Below are 21109 nucleotides of genomic sequence, written 5' to 3' on the forward strand. Positions count from 1 at the left end.
ATGTCGCTGATCCCCAACCCCTTGGACGCACACCGGCCCAACAACTCCGCCGCCGTCCTAAACGGCAACGGCAACTCCTTCTTGGACTCCTCCAACTCCTGCTGCGCCGCGTTCTCCTCACCCTCACGGACAATGAACCCGCCACCAACAGAGAAGAACGTCGCCTCCCGCAACACAGCCCCACCAGCATCCGAGACAGCAAACTTCATCCCGTTCGTATGCCGCGGCAACACCGTCAACGGATGCAACACCATGTCCTCCACCGCATACGGCAACTCCACCCCCTCACCAGAGGCACCAGCCAGGTTCAACACACCCGTCTCAGCAATAGCAGCCAACCGCGCCTCCACCTCCTCAGGCAGAATCAGCTCCGGGTGATACCCCTCCAAGCCCAACAACGTGGCAGTCATGGTCCCATGACCACGTCCCGTCGCAGCCAACGACCCATACAAATCCACCCGCAACGACGCCACCGAACCCAGGACACCAGCGTCCTTCAGCTCACCGGCAAACACCGCAGCAGCCCGCATCGGCCCCACAGTATGAGAACTCGACGGACCAATACCCACAGAGAACAGATCAAAGACCCCAACGGCCATGGTCATTTCCTAACCTAAGTAAAACGAAGCAGAACCCGCCCCGCCCCCAACAAACGGAGCGGACCCTCAAACCCTTCAGCCCCCATTTCGGGGCCCCAGCCAGACATGCCGTTGGCATCACGGACGCCGGCATACGCCCCTCCACTTCGAGGAATCGCTGCCAAACATGCCGTGCGCATCACGGACGCCGGCATGCGCTCCTCCACTTCGAGGAATCGCTGCCAAACATGCCGTGCGCACGGCACACCCAGCAGCGAACCCCCGAACCGGCGCAAACCCACACCACCCGGCGGCCCCCTGCCTAAGCATCCGGCAGCGGGCGTCCAAGGGGGCATCGCATCCGCCCAGCGGATGCCTATGCGACCGAGCCCGCCGAGGACACCTGGCCCAACCCCGAGGACCCTGACACGCACCCTCCATTTCGAGGAATCACTGCCAAACATGCCGTGCGCACGGCACCCCCAGCAGCAAACCCCCGAACCGGCGCAAACCCACACCACCCGGCGGCCCCCTGCCTAAGCATCCGGCAGCGGGCGCCCAAGGGAGCATCGCATCCGCCCAGCGGGTGCCTCTGCGACCGAGCCCGCCCAGGACTCCTGGCCAAACCCCGAGGACCCTGACACACCCCCTCCATTTCGAGGAATCACTGCCAAACATGCCGTGCGCACGGCACCCCCAGCAGCAACCCCCCGAACCGGCCCCAGACGCCCACTCCCCAACCAACCGGACGCCCAAGGAGCACCCCCGGAAGCTGGATCCATTCACAAACAAGCGAACCCGAGTCCGGTCCTGAGACGGCGGTCAGGTATGCGGCCCTCATGGGCCTGAGGTCCGGCAGCGGGCGTCCAAGGGAGCATCGCAGCCGCTCAGCGGGTGCCTATGCGACCGAGCCCGCCGAGGACTTCAGGCCCATCGGCCAATGCAACCGAGCGGCTAGCTCAGGTTCGCGATCCCCGGGTACAGCGGGTGCGCCTTCGCGAGGACGTCAACGCGGTGCCGCAGGCCGGAAAGGTCCGCGTCGGCGTCGGCGATCAATACTTCGGCGATGATGTCCGCAACCTCACGGAAGGCTGCCTCCCCGAACCCGCGGGTAGCCAAAGCCGGCGTGCCGATCCGGAGACCGGAGGTGACCATGGGCGGGCGTGGGTCGAAGGGCACGGCATTGCGGTTGACTGTGATGTCGACGGCGGCGAGACGGTCCTCGGCTTGCTGGCCGTCGAGCTCGCAGTTGCGGAGATCGACGAGGACCAGGTGAACGTCGGTTCCGCCGGACACCACGGAGATCCCCTTGGCGGCGACGTCGGGCTGGATCAGGCGCTCGGCGAGGATGCGCGAGCCCGCGAGGACACGTTCCTGGCGCTCACGGAATTCCTCGGAAGCGGCGATCTTGAATGCCACGGCCTTGCCCGCGATCACGTGCTCGAGCGGTCCGCCCTGCTGCCCTGGGAACACGGCCGAGTTGATCTTCTTGGCGATGTCGGCGTCGTTGGAGAGGATGATGCCGCCACGCGGACCGGCGAGGGTCTTGTGGGTGGTGGACGTGGTGACGTGCGCATGCGGAACCGGCGAGGGGTGCAGGCCCGCGGCAACCAGGCCGGCGAAGTGGGCCATGTCCACCATCAGGTAGGCGCCCACGGAGTCGGCAATCCGTCGGAATTCCGCGAAGTCCAGCTGCCGCGCATAAGCGGACCAGCCGGCCACGATCAGTGCAGGCTTGTGCTCCTGCGCCAGGGCTTCAACCTCGGCCATGTCCACGGTGTGCGTGTCCTCGCGGACACCGTAGGGGACCACGTTGTAAAGCTTGCCGGAGAAGTTGATCCGCATGCCGTGGGTCAGGTGGCCACCGTGGGCGAGATTGAGGCCCATGATGGTGTCGCCCGGCTTGATCAGTGCGTGCATCACCGAGGCGTTGGCCTGGGCGCCGGAGTGCGGCTGGACGTTGGCGAATTCAGCACCAAACAGAGCCTTGATCCGGTCAATCGCGAGCTGCTCGACCACGTCGACGTGCTCACACCCGCCGTAGTAGCGCTTGCCCGGGTAGCCCTCGGCGTACTTGTTGGTCAGGACGGAACCCTGGGCCTGCATGACCGCAACGGCCGTGTGGTTCTCGGAGGCGATCATTTCCAGGCCGTCGCGTTGGCGGCCCAGTTCGTCGTCGATCTTCGCAGCGATCTCAGGATCAAGCTCGGACAGCTGGGCATCCAACGACGCCGACACCACCTGCTGGTACTCAGTTACAGACACAGGGTTCACAGTTCTCCACCGTTCGTTGCAGCGTATTCTTCGGCCGTCATGAGCGGCCCTTCCTCCGTGGCGGCCACCTTGAATAGCCAGCCTGCACCGTAGGGATCGTTGTTGATGAGCGCCGGATCGGTAACAACGGCATCGTTGATCTCGGTCACCTCCCCCGTCACGGGCGAGTAGAGGTCCGAGACCGACTTGGTCGACTCCACCTCGCCACACGTCTCGCCGGCAGTCACCGTGGAACCAATTTCAGGCAGGTCCACATAAACAATGTCGCCCAAGGCATCAGCGGCAACCGCGGAAATTCCAATCCCCACGGGCCCGTCACCATCAACGGCAACCCACTCGTGCTCAGCCGAGTATTTCAATCCAGCAACTACTTTGCTCATTCCAATTCCTTACTTCTCGTATGCCTAAAACTGTTGTGTTCCGCGGTCCCGGGCTGGGTGGCAGAGAACCGAACTCCTCCGCGTGCTCGGTCGCGAAGACGCCCGCTGAGCGGACGTGCCGCTTCCTTGGACGCACGCTTCCGGAGTTCGTTTCTCAGCTTCTGTCAGTCACAGGGTTCCGATCCCGCGAACGGTGACTTGGAACCCGCCTTTCAGCAGGTTGCCTCGGTCTCCTGGTTCCGTGCGCAAGTTGAGCCGCGCGGCCCCCGCGGGAGTGCCATCCGGCAACAAAGCCCCTGCGGGAGTGACGTCCGGAAGCGGGCGTCCAAGAGAGCATCGCGCCCGCCCAGCGGGCGCTCCTGCGACCGAGCCCGCGGAGGAAGCCACTCCCGCCGGGCGTGACGCACCAAGCCACTCCAGCCGGACGTGACGCACCCAGCCACTCCCGCCGGGACTTACTTGACCCGCTTGTAGAACGGCAGCGGCACGACTTCGAACGGCTCGGCTTTGCCGCGCAAATCGACATCAACGATCGTGCCCGGCTCTGAATGCTCGACGTCGACATAGGCCATCGCTACCGGGTAGCCGAGCGTGGGGCTTGGCTGGCCGGAGGTGACTTCGCCGATGAGCGAACCGTCCTTGAGGACCGAGTAGTGTCCGCGTGCGGCGCGGCGTCCGGTGCCTTTGAGGCCCACCAGCTTCTGGCCCAGTGTGGATCCGACGCCGGCAGCTTTGATGGCTGTGAGCGCTTCCCGGCCAATGAAGTCGCTTTCCTTGGCCAGGGAAACAACGGGGCCAAGTCCGGCGGCGTAGGCGTTGGCGTGGATGGAGAGCTCGTTGCCGTAGAGCGGCATCCCGGCTTCCAGGCGCAACGAGTCGCGGGCGGCGAGGCCTGCCGGGATCAGACCGTGGCCTTCGCCGGCTGCGAGCAAGGCTTCCCAGAGGCCTGCGGCATCGAGGTTAGGGACGTAGATCTCGAATCCGTCTTCGCCGGTGTAGCCGGTGCGGGCCAGCAGCAGCTGCTGCGTGCCGCCGTCGAACGTTACCGGCACCTCCACCGCCGCGTAGTACTTCAGTTCGGTGACCAACGCGTGCTGTTCTGCCGGCACCAGGCCCAGGAGGATCTCTTCGGCGTTCGGGCCCTGCACGGCGACGAGGGACGTCTCGGCGGAAGCGTCTTCCACTGCAACGTTAAAACCGGCCGCGCGCTTCAGAAGTGCGGCAGCAACCACCTTCGCGTTGCCCGCGTTGGGGACTACCAGGTACTTGTCCACGCCGTCTTCGGGTGAGGGCCGACGGTAGGTGATGAGGTCGTCGATGATGCCGCCATCGGCGTTGCAGATCAGTGAGTACTTGGCTTTGCCTACCGCGACGGCGGACAACTTGCCCACCAGCGCATAGTCCAGGAAGGCAGCCGCGTCGGGGCCGGTGACCCAGACTTCGCCCATGTGGGAGAGGTCGAAAAGGCCCGCGGACTTGCGGACGGCGTGGTGCTCAGCCAACTCCGAGGAGTATTTGAGCGGCATCTGCCAGCCACCAAAGTCCGTGAAGGAGGCGCCGGCCTTTTTGTGCTGCTCATAGAGAGCGGTGTAATTCTCAGACATGTGGGGAGTCCTTAGTTTTCAAACGCTTCGAGGGGAGGGCAGGAGCACACCAAGTTGCGGTCACCTGCAGCGCCGTCAATACGGCCGACCGGCGGGAAGTACTTGTCCTGCTTGAGGTGGTGGACCGGGAAGGCGGCCTGCTCACGCGGGTAGTCGCGGTCCCAGGCGGAACTCACGACGGCGGCAGCCGTGTGCGGCGCGTTGCGCAGCGGCGACTTCTCAACAGTGAAATCACCGTCGGCTACCTGGTCGATCTCGGCACGGATGGTGATCATGGCTTCGATGAAGCGGTCGATCTCGGCAAGGTCCTCGGACTCCGTGGGCTCCACCATCAAGGTGCCCGCAACGGGGAACGCCAGGGTGGGGGCGTGGAAGCCGAAGTCGATCAGGCGCTTGGCAACATCTTCGGCCGTGACACCCGTGCGGGCTGTCAGTTCACGGAGGTCCAGGATGCACTCGTGGGCCACGAGCCCGCCCTCGCCGGTGTACAGAACAGGGAAGTGCTCATCCAGGCGGGAAGCAACGTAGTTCGCAGCCAGCAGCGCCGACTTGGTTGCCTCGGTGAGGCCCTGGCCACCCATGAGCTTCACGTACGCCCACGAAATCGGCAGCACACCGGCGGAGCCATAACGGGAAGCGGAGATGGCAACGCCGTGACCGGGTTCGTGCGCTGCTTTGTTCGCGTCGCCCGGCATGAACGGAGCCAGGTGTGCCTTCGCAGCAACCGGCCCGACACCCGGGCCGCCGCCGCCGTGGGGGATGCAGAACGTCTTGTGCAGGTTCAGGTGGGACACGTCGCCGCCGAACTTGCCCGGCTGGGCAAGGCCAACCAGCGCGTTCAAGTTGGCGCCGTCAACGTACACCTGGCCGCCGGCTGCGTGGATGGCGTCGCAGACTTCGCGGACGTCGGCATCGTACACACCGTGCGTGGACGGGTAGGTGATCATGATGGCCGACAACACCTCGCGGTTGGCCTCGATCTTGGCGGCAAGGTCCGCGTGATCGATAGTCCCATCAGCAGCCGTGGCCACCACAACAACCTTCATGCCGGCCAGCACTGCCGAGGCTGCGTTGGTACCGTGGGCCGAGGCAGGAATGAGGCAGACGTTGCGCTGCTCGTCGCCACGGGACAGGTGGTAGCCGCGGATCGCCAGGAGTCCCGCGAGCTCGCCCTGGGAACCGGCGTTCGGCTGGATGGAAACCTGGTCGTAGCCGGTGATCTCCGTCAGGTCCGCTTCGAGGTCCTCGATCAGCTCGCGCCAGCCCGCTGTCTGGTGGTCCGGAGCGAACGGGTGGATGGAGGCGAACTCGGGCCAGGAAATGGCTTCCATCTCAGCGGTGGCGTTCAGCTTCATGGTGCACGAGCCCAGCGGGATCATGGTGCGGTCCAGCGCGAGGTCCCGGTCTGACAGCTTGCGGATATAGCGCAACAGCTGCGTCTCGGAACGGTGCGTGTTGAACACCGGGTGCTGGAGGAAATCGGAGGTGCGGACTACCTCAGCGGGCAATTCGAATCCGGTGGCGTCCCCTACCGGGCCGGCACCAAAGGCGACGGCCACAGCGGAGAGGACCTCCGGCGTCGTGGTTTCATCAACGGAAACGCCAACAGTGTCCGCGTCGATGAGGCGCAGGTTGATGCCGCGGGCTTCGGCGGCGGCGATGACCTTGTCTGCCTTGCCCGGCACGCGGACCGTGAGGGTGTCGAAGAAGGATTCGGAGATGAGTTCGCGGCCGGCTTTCTGCAGGGTCGCGGCCAAAACGCGGGCGTGGCCGTGGACTGTCTCGGCGATCGACTTCAAGCCTTCGGGACCGTGGTACACCGCGTACATGGAGGCAACAATCGCAAGCAGGGCCTGTGCGGTGCAGATGTTGGACGTCGCCTTTTCGCGGCGGATGTGCTGCTCGCGGGTCTGCAGGGCGAGGCGGTAAGCGGGGACGCCGGCGTTGTCCTTGGACACACCCACGATCCTGCCCGGGAGGGTGCGTTCCATGCCTTCGCGGACGGCCATGTACGCGGCGTGCGGGCCGCCGAAGAACAGCGGGACACCAAAGCGCTGCGCAGTTCCGACGGCGATGTCCGCACCTTGTTCGCCGGGGGGCGTGATGAGGGTGAGCGCCAGCAAATCAGCGGCAACTGTGACCAGCGCGCCGCGTTCCTTCGCGGATGCGATCACAGCGGAGTGGTCGAACACGCGGCCCGAAACACCGGGCTGCTGAAGGACGATGCCGTTGATGTCGCCATCGGGAAGGCTTGCCGAAAGGTCAGTGATGACAACCTCGAAGCCAAGAGCCTCGGCGCGGCCCTTCACAATGGCGATGGTCTGCGGAAGGAGGTCGGCGTCCAGGACCGTCTTGCCGTCCTTGGCCGTCTTGGACTTGTTGGCCCGGCGCATCAACAGCACAGCCTCGGCCACGGCAGTGGCTTCATCCAGCAACGACGCGTTGGCAACCGGCAGCCCCGTGAGGTCCTGCACCATGGTCTGGAAGTTCAGCAGCGCTTCGAGGCGGCCCTGGGAAATCTCCGGCTGGTAGGGCGTGTACGCCGTGTACCATGCGGGTGCTTCGAGGATGTTGCGGCGGATGACCGGGGGCGTGACGGTGTCGTAGTAGCCCTGGCCGATCATTTGAACGGCGGTCTTGTTCTTGGACGCGAGCTTGCGGAGCTCGGCGAGGACCTGCACCTCGGTAAGGGCGTCCTGCAACTTCAGGGCCGTGTCCTGGCGGATGGAATCAGGGACGGCGACGTCCACGAGTCCGTCGACAGAGTCGTAGCCGATGGCCTTGAGCATGGTGTCAACATCGGCTTGGCGGCGGGCGCCGATGTGCCGGTCCGCGAAGGCGGTGGGGGTTGATTGAACAGTCAAGAGGAACTCCATGATTCAGGCGCCCAGTGAGCGCCACGATGATGTGGGGTTCCTCCCCGCTCTGTATTGGACCTGAGAGATTCCGCAGACTGTGTTTCCACATGCCGTCTGCTTGCACCGTCGGTGAGCCCGGTTACCCGGACTGCTTTCCAGAGTTGCCTACCCGCGGCGGTACATGGGCCTGAGAGATTCCTGGGGAGGATTTGCTCCTACGGCGCCCGACTGGATGTACCGGCAGGACTCTCCCGCCGCAGATCAAAAGCGTTGCATCACCATGAGTGACACGCTTCACACCATAGCCGCTTCCCGCGAAAAAGCGCAAGCAAGGTGTGGCTACTGATGCATCGCCTCGTGGATCTGCAGGGCGAACCAGAGCTGGGCAACTGTGGACGTTTCCCCCATGTCCAGCCCCGTCAGTTCGCCGATTTTCCGCATCCGGTAAATGATGGTTTGCCGGTGGGCGAAGAGCGCAGCCGCGGTCTTTTGCCAGGAACGCTGCGAGTCCAAATACGTCCTCAACGTCAGGATGAGGTCGCCTTCCTGGCTCTGTTCGTAGTCGAAAATCGGCCCGAGCAACCGTCTCACCAGCGCCGTTCCTTCCTCGAATCCGGTAAGCCCAAGCCACGACGGCCCTTCGGCATAGCGGGCCAGCCCCAGCTTGTTGGCCCGGGCGGAACCAAGTGCCCAGAGGGACTCCTGCAATGCGCGTTGGATAGTGGACACTGCTGCCGGTGCGCTGATTCCGATCGAGGTTTCCAGGCCGGCGCAATGAACCAGGACGTCGTCCGGCACGCCTGCCGGGACCACCACGTGGAGCCTGTTGTTCCGCTTCAGCGATGCCGACGCAACCCCGTGCCGCCACAGTTCGATGTGTACGTTGGCCAGCTTGTCGCCGTCGTCCGCAGTTTTTTGGTCGGTCGCTTTTGGTTCGGCGGCCGCCGTCAGGGAGGCGAGCAGGAATTCCTCGGGCGGAACGTCGAATGCAGCCAGCCGGCTCTCCATCTCCGCGGCCCCGAGGCGCCCGTCCATGGCCTGCAGCAGGAACTCGCCGGCAAGGCGATGGCGGCCTTCCAGGGACAAGACAATGCGCGACAACTGCAGTCCCAGCACCGTTGCGGCATGGAGAAGCACGACGGCGTCCGGGTGCGGTTCGTTGTTGGGCAGCACCACCAGGAGCGCGTTGGCATGGGTGGGAATGTCCATGGTGAGCACGTGCCGGCCGCGGATGCGGTGCCATTGGAAGTTCTTCCCCGCGAGGGATACCTGCCCGGACAAGGGAGCCCACTCTTCGGCCAGGAACACCGGGAGGGACTGCCCGTCGGGATGCCAGGGGTGGAGGCAACGGCGGTCCACCACGAACAGGTCCGCGTCGAGTTCGGTGGCCAGCCGCTGGACCAGGCTTTGCCAGTGGTCCTCGGAGGCTCCGGCGGTGCGGAGGAGATCGTAGACGCGGGCCGTTTGCCGCAGCCGGCGCGACTCTTCGAGCAGGGAGGACTCGGCTACCGACCGGGCTATCGCGATGAATGGCAGCGGGTACGGGATGTTGATCAGGGGCAAGGGGAGCTGCTCGCAGGCGGCCAGGAATTTCCGAGTGAGGGGCGGTGCGTGCATTTTCTCGCCAATGGCCAGCGCACTGGCGCCGCTGTCCATGAGGGCCTCGGCGAGCGCCACCTGGCCTGCTGCGTCGGCGGGTATGGAGAGGCCGTTGGTCATCATGAGTTCTCCGCCGGTGACCCATTCCCAGAGCTTGGGCAGGTCTGAGGTGTGGGCCCAGGTGATGCGGTTGTCCAGGCCGGCTTTTCCGGCCAGGAGGGTGAGTCCGAGTTGCGGCTCTGCGATGAGTTCAGCGACGGTAATCGCCATGTTTCCGCTCCGGTTCCTGGCCTTTGTGTTGGGTCCTGCCGCGCGGTTCAGCGGGACTTAGACATTCGTCTAAACGGCTCGGCCATTTGTAGTCAATGTACCGCTATCCGGGGTGATCCACGTCACCAACAATGGAATTACGTACTTCCCGCTCAACGGCGAGCACCCCTCACCCCAAGGATCCGTCAATGACAACGCACAAGCCCATCGGCCCGGTTGATGCAACCAAAGTCCCCCGGTATGCAGGCCTCGGCACCTTTGCCCGTCTCCCCCAAATCGACCGCGTCCCGGATTACGACATTGCGATCGTCGGCGTACCGTTCGACGGCGGAACCTCCTTCCGGCCCGGCGCCCGTTTCGGTCCTGCCGCGGTCCGCGAGGCCTCCCGCCTCCTGCGCCCCGGCTACCACCCGGAGCTGGACGTTGAACCTGTGTACGAAGCCCAGGTTGTGGACGCCGGCGACATCGCCTGCACCCCCTACGACATCGCCCGGGCAGTCCGTGAGATCGAGGAGCAGGCCTTGCCCCTGATCAGCGAGGACAAGCGGCTCATCTCCATCGGTGGCGACCACACCATCGCCCTGCCCATGCTGCGGGCCCTGAACACAGTCCACGGTCCGGTGGCACTGCTGCATTTCGACGCGCATCTGGACACCTGGGATACCTATTTCGACCAGCCCATCACGCACGGCACCATCTTCCGGCGGGCGTTCGAGGAAGGCCTGCTGGTGGAGGACAAGTCCATGCACGTAGGAATCCGCGGGCCGGTCTATGACCGCAACGACTTCCTCCGGGACCACGACTTCGGGTTCCAGATCATTCGATGCTCGGACCTGGACGTCATCGGCGTTCCGGCCGCCATCCAGCGCGTGAAGGACAGGCTCGGGGACACCCCCGTGTACGTCTCCATCGACATCGACGTCCTGGACCCGGCCTTCGCTCCCGGAACCGGCACCCCGGAGATGGGCGGGCTCCACTCCCGCGAACTCCTGGCCTTGCTCCGCGGACTGAACGGCATCAACATCGTGGGCGCCGACGTCGTGGAAGTCGCCCCTGCCTACGATCACGCGGACATCACCACCGTTGCCGCCGCCACCCTGGTGTTCGATCTGCTGGGGCTGATGGTGAACCGCAGCAAGTCAAACAGCGCAGCTGTCCGCGAACTCGCTTCAGCATCCCGGAGTGCGTCATGAACACCGCGCCCGTCACAACCGAGGTGCCACGCCTCGAGGACAAGACCATCCAGCCGATCCCCCTCAACGAGCGGCACGGCAAGGCGCGGGATCTCTTCACCATCTGGTTCGGCTCCAACATCATGATCATGACCATCGTGACCGGCGGGCTCGCCACCACGGTGTTCGGCCTGGGATTCGTTCCGGCGATCGTGGGCATCATCATCGGCAACGTGGTGGGCGGCATCTTCATGGCGCTGCACTCCGCCCAGGGCCCGCAACTGGGTGTGGCCCAAATGATCCAGACCCGCGGCCAGTTCGGTTCCTTCGGTGCACTGCTGATAGTGGTCATTGTGGTGGTCATGTACGTGGGCTTCTTCGCGGCGAACCTGGTGTTCGGCGGCGAAGCGATGGCCGCGGTCAGTCCCGGCATCAGCGTTGACGGCGGAATCATCATCATCGGCGTGGTCAGCGTGATCGCCACGATCTTTGGCTACCGGCTCATCCACGCCTATGCCCGCGTCCTCAGCGTCGCGGCAGGGTTGGCATTGCTGCTGGCGTTCGGCTGGATCCTGATGGTCCATGGCTTGCCAGGCAACTTCCTGGAGACGGGCAACTTCAACTGGGTGGGCTTCATGGGCACCATCTCCGTTTCCGCGTTGTGGCAACTGGCCTACGCACCCTACGTCTCCGACTACTCCCGCTACATGCCTCAGGGCACCGGTTCCGGCCCGGCCTTCTGGGCTTCCTACTCAGGTTGCGTCCTGGGCACGCTGTTCCCCATGATCCTGGGTGCTTTGGTGGGTACCCTCGCGGTGTCCATGAGCACCGGCGACGTCGAAATCGTCGGCAGCCTCGGCACCCTGCTGCAGCCGTGGACCCTCATTATCGTGGGCATCTTCTGCCTGGGAGTTGCGGCTTCGAACGCCATGAACCTGTACTGCGGTGTCCTGTGCACCCTCACCATCGGGCAGACCTTCAGGCCCTCGTGGTTGCCACGTGCCAAGACCCGCACCATCGCCGCCATCATCCTCTTCGTTGTGGCTGTCTCCATTGCCCTCTTTGCCCGCGACAACTTCATCCTCTTCTACACCAACTTCCTCTCCTTCCTGATGTACGTGCTGGTTCCGTGGACGGCCATCAACCTGGTGGACTACTACCTTTTGCGGCACGGAGACTACCGGGTTGAAGACTTCTTCAAGCGCGACGGCGGCGTCTACGGACGGTTCAACTGGATCGCCATCGGCTCATACCTGGCAGGCGCCCTGATCCAGGTTCCCTTCTCGGCTACAGCTATTTACACCGGCCCCTTGGCTGCGGCGATGGGTGGAGTGGACATCTCCTGGATCGTCGGACTCGTGGTTGTCGCTCCCCTCTATTACGTGGCGGCCCGGGTGTTCGGCAAGAAGACTGAACCAGCCACGTTCCCAGCAACGGCACTCACCCCGGACCTCATCTGAGGGCACCCGTGGCCAGTCGTTGACCCGGCCGCCTCCTGATCTCCCCACCACCCCTGACCGGCACCTCATCCGCCCAGCGTCCTCCGGCCAGCCACTCCTCCGGCCACCGCTTCATCCGGCCACCGCCCCCGACCAAACCTTTCCTGAAAGCGGATCACCATGACCACCCAGACCGAACAGTTCACCGTCCGACGCCCAGCCCCCGACGCCCAAGCTTCCCTCCCCGGAGAACACCCGATGTCCCCGCAGCCCCTGCAACTCCCCCTGTCTCTGCCCCTGCCTCCGGCGGGGCACTTCATCAACGGTTCCTTCGTCCCAGGCTCCACCCGGCTCCTGATCGACGTCGTTGATCCCGCCACCGAGGCCGTCATCGCCTCAGTCCAGGCGGGCACCGCCGATGACGTGGACGCCGCTGTTGCCGCCGCCGTCGTGGCCCAAAAAACCTGGGGTGCCACTACCCCGAAGGAACGCGCCGACGTCCTGAATCTCATTGCCAACATCATCGAGGAGAACCGGGCCGACTTTGAGGCCATCGAGTCCGCAAACACCGGCAAGCCGCAAGCCGTGGCCGAGGACGACGTCTCCAGCACCATCGACACTTTCCGCTTCATGGCCGGCGCATCGCGGACCCTCACCTCCATGGCCGGCGGTGACTACGCCAGCGGCCACACCTCGGTGATCCTGCGCGAACCCGTAGGCGTGGTGGGCGTCATCACGCCATGGAACTACCCGCTGCTGATGGCTGCCTGGAAGATCGCCCCCATCCTTGCCGCCGGCAACAGCATCGTCATCAAGCCCTCCGAGCAGACCCCCTTGTCCACGCTGAAGCTCGTGGAAGTGCTGGCCGGACGGATTCCGGATGGCATCCTCAACGTGGTCACCGGCCGCGGCCGGACCGTTGGGCAGCGCCTTTCCGAGCACCCTGACATCGCGCTGGTAGCCCTCACCGGCAGTGTGGTCAGCGGCCAGGCGGTGGCCGAAACAGCGGCGAAGTCGGTCAAACGCGTCCACTTGGAACTCGGCGGCAAGGCCCCTGTTGTGGTCTTCTCCGACGCCGACCTCCGCGCAGCTGCTGCCGGTGTCCGGAACGCCGGATTTTGGAATGCCGGCCAGGACTGCGGTGCCGCCTGCCGTGTCCTGGTGCACGAGTCCGTAGCCGAAGAATTCACCAGTCACCTGGTCCGGGAGGTCAGCACTTTGGTGATCGGCGCGCCCGACGCCGGGGACGACGTCGAAATCGGCCCCATGATCTCCCTCCCGCACTTTGAACGGGTCAAGGAAGCGCTGGCTGAAGCACGGGCCGCAGGCCTCACAGTCGCCATCGGCGGTTCCGCGTTGGAAGGTCCCGGCTACTTCATTGAGCCCACAGTCATCACCGACGTGCCCGCAGGGGCACACATCGCCACGCATGAAATCTTCGGGCCGGTGGTCACCGTGGAAACCTTCAGCACCACCGAAGAAGCGGTGACCCGCGCCAATGAGAGCCCCTACGGATTGTCAGCCTCGGTCTGGACACGCGATTCAAGCCTTTCCCTCCGGATTCCCAAGCAGCTGGACTTCGGCACCGTGTGGGTCAATGCCCACCTGGTCCTGGCTTGCGAGGTACCGTGGGGCGGATTCAAAGGTTCCGGCTACGGCCGCGACCTCTCGCTCTACGCCCTGGATGACTACTCGCGCACCAAGCACGTCATGATCAACCACGGCGCGTAAGCGCACGGACAAGCAACGGAGCTTTCACCATGACCACCAATGTTTCGGGCGTACCTGCCGCAGCTACCCCCACAGCCCCCTTCACCACGGACGCGACGTGGACCAACTGGGGCGGGAACCAAAGTGCTACGCCCGCCTTCACCGTACGGCCCGGGAATGAACAAGAAGCGCTCGACGCCGTCCGTTTCGCCATCCGCGAGGGCTTGCCTGTGCGGGCGGTCGGCTCAGGGCACTCGTCCTCGCCTTTGGTTCAGACCGGCGGGGTCCTGATGGACATGTCCGGGCTCTCAGCCATCACCGGCACGGATCGTTCAGGGCGCCGAGCCCGGGCATTGGCCGGCACCACCATCAACGCCTTCGGGGACGCCTTGTGGGACAAGGGCTTGGCGCTGAGCAACCAGGGCGACATCGACAAACAGCAGATCGCAGGCGCACTGGCCACCAGCACGCACGGGTCCGGCAAGGACCTCGGCAGCTTCTCTTCCAAGTTGCGCTGGGTGAAGCTGATCAACGGCTACGGCGAGATCGTGGAAATCGGCGAGGACCAGATACGGGAACTTCGCGCAGCCCAGACGGCTCTGGGCACATTGGGGATCTTCTTGGAAGTCGAGTTGGCCGTGGAGGACAGCTACTACCTGCAGGAAGAGATCACCTACCCCACGTGGGCGGAAACCAGGTCCACGTGGCAGGCCGACATCGACAACAACCGGCACTACTCCTTCCTGTGGTGCCCCGGGGACGACTCGTGTGAACTCCTTGACCTGCCCGGTTCGCCGGATCACAGCATGGGCGGCCGCAGCTACACCAAGCGCTACAACGCGGCTTCAGTCCAGGACGAGAGCCAGCTTTCCACTGTTGAAGGTGCCCGGTTGGACCGTTCCTACCGCATCTATCCGGGCGGATTCACAACGCAGTTCCATGAGCTGGAGTACTTTGTCCGCAGCGAGGACGGATTGGTGGCCGCCGAAGCCATCCAGGAGCTGATCCGGAGCAGGTACCCCGAGCAGAAATACCCCGTGGAGGTCCGCTGGGTGAAGTCCGACGACGCCTACATGTCCCAGTTCCAAGGCCGAGACAGCACCGTCATCACCCTGACCACCGAGCCCGGAACCGACTACTGGCAGTTCTTCCGTGACGCCGACGCCGTGCTGCAGGAATTCGAGCCGCGCGCCCACTGGGGCAAAATCCACTTCATGACCCGCAGCCGCCTCGAACGCCTCTACCCGGAGTTGGACACCTTCATCCAGGTCCGGCGGGAGTTCGATCCCAAGGGAATGTTCCTCAACGACCACACCAGGTCGCTGCTCGGCTGACCATCTCTCACATCCCACCCCCTTCCCGCCAACCCTCACTCACATCCCACCCCCTTCCCGCCAACCCTCACTCACATCCCACCCCCTTCCCGCCAACCCTCACTCACATCCCGGTTACACCAGCTGGAAACTTCCGAGTGGTATTTTGATCACTGCTGGAGGCAGACACTGCACCTATTGGGAGGACCATCCATGTTCAAGGGCTTCAAAGACTTCATACTTCGCGGCAACGTGATCGAACTGGCCATTGCTGTGGTTATCGGCAGTGCCTTCACCGCGCTCGTTGCAGCATTCACCAACAACATCATCAACCCCGTGATCGCGGCAGCCGGCGGTATGAACGCCGACGGGCTCGGTTTCCGGATCTGGCAGGACAACCCGGCAACGTTCATCAACTTCGGCGCCGTCCTGACCGCCCTGGTGACCTTCCTGATCACCGCTGCCGTGGTCTACTTCATCTTCGTGGCCCCCATGAACAAGATCAATTCCCTGGTCAAGGACCGTCTCTCCACGGAGGAACCCGAGGAAGAGCCCCTGCCGGCGGACACCGCCCTGCTTGCCGAGATCCGCGATCTCCTGAAGGATGCTGCTGCCGCCCGCAATGCAGGACAAGCCCAAGGCGTGGATCCGGACTTCGATTCCGACCGCACCCGCTAGGAACTGGCCGCTCTCCGCGAGCGATCCCTCCCGTTTCTTCGCCAGGAACCCGGTGTTCTCCCATTGAGAACGCCGGGTTCTTGCGTGTTCACGAGACTGTCCCAGGAACGTGACGCACAAGCAACGGGTTCGAAACAGGGACAAGCCAGCATGAAAGCATGAAGCCCAGCGCGAGCACTCCGGCCACCGCGGATCTCCTCTGCGATGCCTGTGGCCAACTCCCCGAACCGCCCAAGGCCCGGCTCACCCTGGCCAATATCGCCGTGATGCTTCCCATCGAACTGCTGGTCCATGCTGCCGTGGTGGGAACCCATCTCCCGTACGCAGCCAAGGTCGTGCTCCTGGCCGTCACCGCAACCGTGCTGGTCATATGGGTAGCAGAGCCGTCGGCTGCCAAGGTGCTCAGGCGGTGGTTGCACGCGGCAGCCCTCCGCCAGAGACGCACCTTGCATCTGGCACCTTCCCTTTGGCGTGCCCGGACTGTGCTTCTCGACCAGCCTGGTTCCCTGCAGAAAATCACCAAGTCCCTGGCCAAACTGGACAGCAACATCCTCAGCGTCCACGTGCATCCGATGCCCGGAACGCAGTCCCCTTCCGGGGAGCTTACCCAGTCGGTGATGGATGAGTTTGTGCTGTCCGCCCCTGGAGAGCTCACCGAGCTTGAACTGCTAAAGGCACTGGACGACGGCGGCGGGCGGGATTCCCAGGTGTGGCCCACCACCGCCTTGGCTATGGCTGATGGCCAAACCAAGGCTTTGAGCCTCGCCACCCGTATTGCGGGAAACCCGAAGGAACTTCCACACGCGGTTGCCGAGCTCCTGTCCGCGAAAATCGTCCAAGTGGATCCCGAGCACCCGGCCCCCAACCTGAGTGCCGCCGTCGGGCCGTCCGCTGACATCCTCAAGATCCCGACCGCCTGGCACGGACCCTTGGTATTCTCCCGGCCAGGTGAACCCTTCTCGCTGGCAGAATCGGCGAGGGCACACCGGCTGGCGGAGCTCGCGGAAATCCTGGCACACAGTCCGGGCTCCATGGAAAGCCCACCCGCTCGGGTCGCGGTGTTCCCGCCCGGGTAGGGGAACAAAGGGCCACTTGCGGGGCGGGTGGACGCCGCTTGAACTCTCCTAAGTAGGCGGGAGTGGATCAGCCGGGTGACTAAACTCAGTCCTGGTCGATCTTCTCCAGCAGTTTGCCCAAGGCCTCACGAATGTCGTCGTGGTCGTACTGCCCCGCCCGGCTCTCGGCCGCGATCACACCGCAGCGGTGGATCTTCTTGAAATCCCCGATGGGGAACTTGTAGTGGCCCTTTTGGTCCTCCGGGTGTTCGTCGTCCACACCCAGGAACCACTTGGAATATTCGGCGTGCCCGTGCTTGTCCAGAAAGGCACTCTCTTGTTTGGTGGAGGGAGCGTGCTCACTCCAGTCATCGCGGATGTCCTTGACTACTTTGCCGTCCTGAATCAAACGTTTCGCGTGATCATAGGCCTTCTTATTGAGTTTTACGGTCACGTCGGAACCTCCCTTGGATGTGGGCCGTACATGATTGGGTACTTCGTGCAGCCCAGCTTAGGATCAGTCCGACCGGCCAGGAAAGCCTTTCAGTCCATGAGCCTGAGCCGGAGACCGGTTCCGCGTTCTTTCTCAACCAACCGCCGCTCTATGGGTCCGCTTTGGGCAAGCCAGAGAACCTTTCCGTCATAGGTCACAGACTCCACGCAGCCTTGGTCGACAATCTCGTTGTACCGCCAAACCTGAACCGTCTGACCCACGAGGATCCGCCAATTGGTCACGGCCCGGCCTTCCGCTTCGACGAAACGCGGCCCGGGCGCCGACTCCTTCTTACTGTCCTGCACGTCAATACTCCTAGCGGTCACAAGCCTTCTGTAGAGACTTGTGCCGCCACGGCCCAGTACATGACGCGGTTCAACGATTTTTCCTAGAGTCCCTTCACGGCACCGAGGACCTTTGTCAGGGAATCCTTGGCGTCTCCGAAGAGCAAGGTGGTTTGTGGTTCGTAAAGGAGTTCGTTTTCGATACCGGCGAATCCTGGCCGCATTGAGCGTTTGAGGAATACCACCTGCCGGGCGTCGGCGACCTCGAGGATTGGCATTCCGTATATCGGCGATCCGGAGGTGGTCTTCGCTGCAGGGTTCACGACGTCGTTGGCCCCAACTACCAAAGCAACGTCGGCGGTCTTGAATTCGGAATTGATGTCACCCATCTCCTTCAGCGACTCATAGGGCACATTGGCCTCGGCCAGCAGTACATTCATGTGTCCGGGCATTCGTCCTGCCACGGGATGGATGGCGAAGTCGACTTCAATGCCCCGCGCTTCCAGGGCTGAGGCGAGCTCGGCGGCAGTGTGCTGTCCCTGGGCAACTGCCAAGCCATACCCCGGCACAATGATGACCCGCTGCGCATACCCCAGGAGCACCGCCACATCCTCCGCGCTGGAAGACCGGACCGGCCGTTCGCTGACCTCTGTGGATCCGGCAGTGGAGCCGCCCTTGAACGCTCCGAACATGATGCCCGCCACGCTCCGCCCCATCGCGGCGGCCATGGCCCGGGTCAGGATGGTGCCAGATGCGCCCACCAATGTCCCGGCCACCACCAAAAGAACGTTGCCCAGCACCAGCCCCGACGCTGCCACGGCAAGGCCGGTAAACGCATTCAGGAGCGAGATGACAATCGGGACATCGGCACCACCCACCGGAAGAACCAAAAGGATGCCGGCACAAAGACCCAGGACCAGCAGCACCAGTGCCAGCGCAAGCGAGCCTGTGACGATCACGGCCACCCCTGCCCCTACCGCAGCAAGCAGCACCACGGCCATGAGGATGGGAAGTCCGGGGAAAGTCACGGGCCGGGTGGTCATGAGCCCTTGGAGTTTGGCAAAGGTGACACCTGATCCGGCGAAGGAGACCGCCCCCACCAGCAAGGTGAACACGATGGCCAGCCGAACCCAGGGATCATCCGTGTGGGAAAGTTCAAGCAAGGCCACGAGCGCCGCAGCCCCACCGCCCACACCGTTGAAGAGTGCCACGAGCTGGGGCATTTGCGTCATCTGCACCCGTCGGGCAACAGGGGCGGCAACGCCGGAGCCAACGGCAATGGCCCCCAGGATCCAGGGGATGTTATCCAGTTTCATGGAGAGGAACACCGTGACCACGGCCACCAGGGCACCCAAGGCTCCGATCAGGTTTCCGCGCCGCGCCGTCCGGGGCGAGTTAAGGCCCTTCAGGGCCAGGATGAAGCATGCTGCCGCGGCGAGATACAGAAGCGCGGTCCAGGTGGGGTTCAGCAGCGTCATTGCCGGCGCCCCTTTTTGATTGGACCCGCGGAGTCGACCGGCCGGGCTGCCGTGGAACCCGCCTGACCTCCAGAATCTGCCTGACCTGGAGACCTTGCCGCGCCTCCTGCACCTCCAGTGCCGCCAGTGCCGCCAGTGCTGCCAAGCTGTCCAACGTTCGACGGCGGCCGTTGCCGTCCGCGGAACATCTCCAGCATGCGGTCGGTCACCACGAACCCGCCTACAAGGTTGGCCGTAGCGAGGACGACAGCCAGCAGGGCGACCGCCAACACCCACGGATCCGCAGCCTGTCCCGCAACAATGATGGCACCCACCAGGATGATCCCGTGGATCGCGTTCGCGCCTGACATGAGGGGCGTGTGCAGGGTGCTGGAGACTTTGGAAACAACCTCGAAGCCCACGAACACTGCCAGGACTGTAATGGTCAGCAGGCTCATGCCGTCCATCAGCGCACTCCTTCACTGCCGGGTGCGGGACCGCCGCGCGGAAGACTGCCGGAAGCCGCACTTCCAGGCGAGGAACTGCCGGAAGCCGCATCGCCCGGCGGGAGACTGCCGGAACCGGCACCGCCCGGCGGAACACTGCCAGGCGAGGGACCGCCGCGTGGAACTACGCCGGCACTCCCACCGACGACGGGCACAGTCTCGCCAGCAAACGCCGTGAGCGCCTCTGCGGTGGGGGCGTGCCGGACTTGACCGTCGTGGGTCAGGCAAGTCCCGGCCACGACTTCGTCCGAGAAATCCGGGGACACTTTGCCGTCTTTGGTCATGAGCGCCAGCAGGTTGGCCACGTTCTTTGCGTAAAGGCGGGAGGCGTCCGCGGGCATTGCGGAGGCGGCGTCCTTGATGCCTACCAGCGTCACAACGCCCTGGCCGTCGGCTGTGGGGATAGGGATATCCTGCCCCGGGATGCTTCCTTCGACGTTGCCGCCCGATTCGGCGGCCAGGTCCACCACCACGGAGCCAGGTTTCATGCCCTGGACCATGTCCCGGCTCACCAGGAGCGGCGCCCTCCTGCCGGGAACGGCGGCGGTGGTGATCAAGACGTCGGACTGGGCCACATGCGGCGCCAGGAGTGCCCGTTGCAAGGCCCCCCGGTCTGCGCTGAGTTCGCGTGCGTAGCCACCGGAGGCCTCAGCGGTTTCCAGGTCCAGCTTGATGAACGTTCCGCCCATGGAGGCTACTTCATCCGCCGACGCCGGACGGATGTCATTGGCCGAAACCCTGGCCCCGAGCCGCTTCGCTGTGCCGATCGCTTGAAGTCCGGCAACACCGGCGCCCAACACCAGCACCCGGGCGGGCGGAATGGTCCCGGCTGCCGTCATGTACAGCGGGAAAAAGCGGGGCAAGCGCATGGCCGCTTCAAGGACGCACCGGTAGCCCGCCACCAAGGCCTGGGACGTCAGCGCGTCCATGGATTGGGCGCGGGAGATCCGGGGAACCAGTTCAAGGGCAAAAGCGGTGATCCCGCCTGCGGCGAGCGCCCGCACGGTAGGCAATTCGGAGGCCGGTGACCCTAATCCGACGGTGACCGAACCCCGGCGGAGGGCTGCCGCCGTCGACGGTTCCATGGGACGGACGTGGCAGTAAACATCCAGGGCCCCCAGATTCAGGGACTGCACCACGGATGCGCCTGCCTGACGGTAATCGTCGTCGCTGTGCCCGGATGCCAATCCGGCACCGGACTCGATCTGAACTTCCAGGCCCAGCCCGATCAATTGCTTGACCGTTTCGGGCGTGGCGGCCACGCGTCTCTCGCCGTCGAGCGCCTCGCGCGCAATGCCTGCTCTCACCCGCCACCCCACTTCCTGAACTCTCCCGAACGCTCCTGAACCAGTTGGCATGAGTCTATGACTGCAAGGGTCCGTGCGGGAGTAGGGGGCTGCGCTATGTGCACAACTCCATTAGGGTCGGTGGAAGCTGGG

At 64.2% G+C, this 21109-nt stretch carries 16 protein-coding genes, 1 pseudogene and 1 riboswitch; of the genes and pseudogenes, 6 read left to right on the top strand and 11 right to left on the bottom strand.

Annotated elements, in window-relative coordinates; translation table 11 throughout:
- From BLQ01_RS18335 to BLQ01_RS18360, 6 genes are all read right to left on the bottom strand, one after another.
- A partial coding sequence (locus tag BLQ01_RS18335; protein ID WP_302846723.1) for a serine dehydratase beta chain occupies positions 1 to 599 on the bottom strand: 599 nt, incomplete at its 3' end.
- 933 nt (positions 600 to 1532) lie between these two features.
- Entirely contained in the window at positions 1533 to 2852 is a 1320-nt protein-coding gene (glyA, locus tag BLQ01_RS18340) for a serine hydroxymethyltransferase (protein WP_091553436.1), read from the bottom strand.
- Entirely contained in the window at positions 2849 to 3232 is a 384-nt protein-coding gene (gcvH, locus tag BLQ01_RS18345; RefSeq protein ID WP_091553439.1) for a glycine cleavage system protein GcvH, read from the bottom strand. The genes glyA and gcvH overlap by 4 nt, the downstream gene beginning before the upstream one ends.
- Before the next feature lie 455 nt (positions 3233 to 3687).
- A complete protein-coding gene (gcvT, locus tag BLQ01_RS18350; RefSeq protein WP_091553441.1) occupies positions 3688 to 4836 on the bottom strand; it encodes a glycine cleavage system aminomethyltransferase GcvT in 1149 nt (382 codons plus the stop codon).
- Positions 4837 to 4847: 11 nt separating this feature from the next.
- The gene (gene gcvP, locus BLQ01_RS18355; RefSeq protein ID WP_091553667.1) at positions 4848 to 7700 is read right to left on the bottom strand and encodes an aminomethyl-transferring glycine dehydrogenase; all 2853 of its coding nucleotides are present in this window, start codon (positions 7698 to 7700) and stop codon (positions 4848 to 4850) included.
- Positions 7701 to 7859: 159 nt separating this feature from the next.
- Positions 7860 to 7958, bottom strand: a riboswitch (glycine riboswitch).
- Positions 7959 to 8033: 75 nt separating this feature from the next.
- Positions 8034 to 9563: a PucR family transcriptional regulator gene (locus BLQ01_RS18360; RefSeq protein ID WP_091553443.1), complete on the bottom strand. Its 1530-nt coding sequence runs from the start codon at positions 9561 to 9563 to the stop codon at positions 8034 to 8036.
- A gap of 188 nt (positions 9564 to 9751) precedes the next feature.
- Between BLQ01_RS18360 and speB the strand changes: the two genes are divergently transcribed.
- From speB to BLQ01_RS18390, 6 genes are all read left to right on the top strand, one after another.
- Positions 9752 to 10756: an agmatinase gene (gene speB, locus BLQ01_RS18365; protein WP_175493488.1), complete on the top strand. Its 1005-nt coding sequence runs from the start codon at positions 9752 to 9754 to the stop codon at positions 10754 to 10756.
- Positions 10753 to 12195, top strand: a complete 1443-nt coding sequence (locus tag BLQ01_RS18370) for a purine-cytosine permease family protein (RefSeq protein ID WP_091553448.1) — start codon at positions 10753 to 10755, stop codon at positions 12193 to 12195. Before speB ends, BLQ01_RS18370 begins: the two co-directional genes overlap by 4 nt.
- Positions 12196 to 12354: 159 nt before the next feature.
- On the top strand, positions 12355 to 13905 hold the full coding sequence (locus tag BLQ01_RS18375) for an aldehyde dehydrogenase family protein (protein ID WP_254779532.1): 1551 nt from the start codon (positions 12355 to 12357) through the stop codon (positions 13903 to 13905).
- 29 nt (positions 13906 to 13934) lie between these two features.
- Entirely contained in the window at positions 13935 to 15218 is a 1284-nt protein-coding gene (locus BLQ01_RS18380; protein ID WP_091553451.1) for a D-arabinono-1,4-lactone oxidase, read from the top strand.
- 192 nt (positions 15219 to 15410) lie between these two features.
- On the top strand, positions 15411 to 15875 hold the full coding sequence (mscL, locus tag BLQ01_RS18385) for a large conductance mechanosensitive channel protein MscL (RefSeq protein ID WP_026541163.1): 465 nt from the start codon (positions 15411 to 15413) through the stop codon (positions 15873 to 15875).
- Positions 15876 to 16033: 158 nt separating this feature from the next.
- The gene (locus BLQ01_RS18390) at positions 16034 to 16951 is read left to right on the top strand and encodes an ACT domain-containing protein (RefSeq protein ID WP_026541162.1); all 918 of its coding nucleotides are present in this window, start codon (positions 16034 to 16036) and stop codon (positions 16949 to 16951) included.
- Positions 16952 to 17036: 85 nt separating this feature from the next.
- Here the strand turns inward: BLQ01_RS18390 and BLQ01_RS18395 are convergent, their stop codons facing one another.
- The 5 genes and pseudogenes from BLQ01_RS18395 to BLQ01_RS18415 all read right to left on the bottom strand — a co-directional run bounded on the left by BLQ01_RS18395 (position 17037) and on the right by BLQ01_RS18415 (position 20977).
- Complete coding sequence (locus BLQ01_RS18395; protein ID WP_026541161.1) at positions 17037 to 17384, bottom strand: hypothetical protein; 348 nt, start codon at positions 17382 to 17384, stop codon at positions 17037 to 17039.
- Between the two features lie 89 nt (positions 17385 to 17473).
- Positions 17474 to 17728, bottom strand: coding sequence for a hypothetical protein (locus BLQ01_RS18400; protein ID WP_026547700.1), 255 nt, complete (start codon positions 17726 to 17728; stop codon positions 17474 to 17476).
- Between the two features lie 83 nt (positions 17729 to 17811).
- A complete protein-coding gene (locus tag BLQ01_RS18405) occupies positions 17812 to 19185 on the bottom strand; it encodes an NAD(P)(+) transhydrogenase (Re/Si-specific) subunit beta (protein WP_091553453.1) in 1374 nt (457 codons plus the stop codon).
- Between the two features lie 170 nt (positions 19186 to 19355).
- A pseudogene (locus BLQ01_RS18410) lies at positions 19356 to 19631 on the bottom strand (NAD(P) transhydrogenase subunit alpha); the annotation flags it as partial.
- Positions 19631 to 20977: a Re/Si-specific NAD(P)(+) transhydrogenase subunit alpha gene (locus tag BLQ01_RS18415; protein WP_254779533.1), complete on the bottom strand. Its 1347-nt coding sequence runs from the start codon at positions 20975 to 20977 to the stop codon at positions 19631 to 19633. The gene BLQ01_RS18415 and the pseudogene BLQ01_RS18410, both read right to left, overlap by 1 nt.
- Positions 20978 to 21109: the final 132 nt, after the last annotated feature.

The organism is Arthrobacter sp. UNCCL28, assembly GCF_900102805.1.
GTDB classification, from domain to species: Bacteria; Actinomycetota; Actinomycetes; order Actinomycetales; family Micrococcaceae; genus Arthrobacter; species Arthrobacter nicotinovorans_A.